Source organism: Rhodococcus sp. NPDC054953 (assembly GCF_053609225.1).
In genome coordinates, this window is sequence record NZ_JBSGXD010000053.1 from 1 (window position 1) to 1,894 (window position 1,894).

The following is a 1,894-nucleotide window of genomic DNA, read 5'->3' on the forward strand; positions in this document are numbered from 1 at the left end:
GGAAAAGGGGGTTTCTGACATGCGGACGTCCGGGCTGTACCGCGCTGTCGCGGGCAGTAGTTTCCGGCGCTATGCGACGTATCGGGTCGCTACTGCCGCCGGTGTGTTCACCAATACGATGTTCGGCTTCTTCATGAGCTACACGTTTATCGCACTGTGGGATCAGCGCCCCGATCTCGGGGGTTATGACCAGGCGCAGGCGCTCACCTTCGCGTGGGTGGGCCAGGGATTGCTCGCCGCCACCGCCGTCATCGGCGGCGGTTTCCGTGAGGAACTCCAGGAGCGGATCCGTACCGGAGAGGTCTCCATCGACCTCTACCGGCCGGTGGATCTCCAGATGTGGTGGCTTTCGGCCGATCTCGGCCGGGCCGTGTTCCATCTGCTGGGGCGCGGGGTGGTGCCGCTGGCGGTCGGAGCGCTGGTCTTCGAGCTGGCGCTGCCCACCGATCCGCTGCGCTGGCTGCTGTTCGGCTGTGCGGTGCTGCTGGCCCTGCTGGTGAGTTTCGCGATCAACTTCCTGGTGGCGCTGGTCGCCTTCTGGCTGCTGGACGGCAACGGGCTGAACATGGTCAGCAATCTGCTCGGGATGTTCTGTTCCGGGATGGTGATGCCGCTGACGGTGTTCCCAACACAGCTCGGCACCTTCCTCCAGTGGCTGCCGTGGGCGGCGCTGCTCCAGGTGCCGGCCGATGTGCTGCTGGGCCGGTACACGGGCGCCGGCGCGTTCGCCGTACTGCTGGTGCCGCTCCTGTGGGCGGTCGTGCTCCTGCTGCTGGGCCGCGCCGTCCAGGCGGCGGCGACGCGGCGTGTGGTGGTGCAGGGTGGTTGAGGGTCTGCGCGGTTATGCGCTGATCGTCGCGATGTGGTTCCGCTCCACGCTCGCGTACCGCGCCTCGTTCCTGCTGACCACGCTCGGGCACGCCGCGAGCAGCGCACTGGAATTCGTGGGCATTCTGATCATTTTCTCGCACGTCGACCAGCTGGGCGGTTTCTCGGTCGGCGAGGTGGCGCTCATGTACGCCACCGCCAGTTGTTCCCTGGCGGATCTGTTCCTCGGCAATATGGACCAGTTGGGCGCCCGGATCCGGGACGGCAGCGTGGACACCATGCTGATCCGTCCCGTTCCGCTGTTCGCGCAGGTCGCCGCCGACCGGTTCGTGCTGCGCCGGGTGGGCCGGATCATCCAGGGGGTGCTGGTGCTGTGCTGGGCGATCTCCCGCCTGGACACGACGTTCTCGCCGCTGGAGTTCGTGCTGCTGGCCGGGGTGATCGGGTGCGGTGCGGTGATCTTCGGGGCGCTGTGGTCGCTCGGCGGGGCGTTCCAGTTCTGGGCGCAGGACGCGGCCCAGGTGCAGAACGCGGTGACCTACGGCGGCAACCGGCTGCTCCAGTACCCGCCGACGATCTACGGCACCGAGCTGCTGCGCGGGGTGACGTACCTCGTCCCGCTGGCCTTTGTGAACTGGATACCGCTGCTGCGGTTGCTGGACCGGGAGAGCCCCCTGGGGCTGCCCGGCTGGGTGGACTTCCTCTCCCCGCTGGTGGCGGTCGCGATGTGTGTGCTGACCGCCGCGGTGTGGCGGGTGGGGATCCGGAACTATCGGAGTACGGGGAGCTGAGATGAGCGGCATGGACACGACGCGGAACGAACTGATCGTGCTGGAGGACCTGGAGAAGGTCTTCCAGGTACGGCGGAAGGCGGGCCGGTTCCGGCGGACCCGTACCGAGGTGCGGGCGGTGGACGGCATCTCGTTCACCGTGCGGCGCGGCGAGATGGTCGGCTACATCGGCCCGAACGGCGCCGGGAAGTCCACCACCACCCGGATCCTGCTGGGAATGCTGCGCGCCGACACGGGCGCCGCCCGGCTGCTCGGCGGGGATCCGTGGCACGACG

3 protein-coding genes are annotated in these 1,894 nt (G+C 68.2%); all 3 read left to right on the top strand.

Features of this window, described 5'->3' with window-relative positions; translation table 11 throughout:
- A partial coding sequence (locus ACWF62_RS20365) for an ABC transporter permease (RefSeq protein ID WP_452631208.1) occupies nucleotides 1-829 on the top strand: 829 nt, incomplete at its 5' end.
- Nucleotides 822-1,619, top strand: coding sequence for an ABC transporter permease (locus tag ACWF62_RS20370; RefSeq protein ID WP_452631210.1), 798 nt, complete (start codon nucleotides 822-824; stop codon nucleotides 1,617-1,619). The genes ACWF62_RS20365 and ACWF62_RS20370, both read left to right, overlap by 8 nt.
- A gap of 1 nt (nucleotide 1,620) precedes the next feature.
- On the top strand, nucleotides 1,621-1,894 hold a 274-nt coding region (locus ACWF62_RS20375; protein ID WP_452631213.1), incomplete at its 3' end, for an ATP-binding cassette domain-containing protein.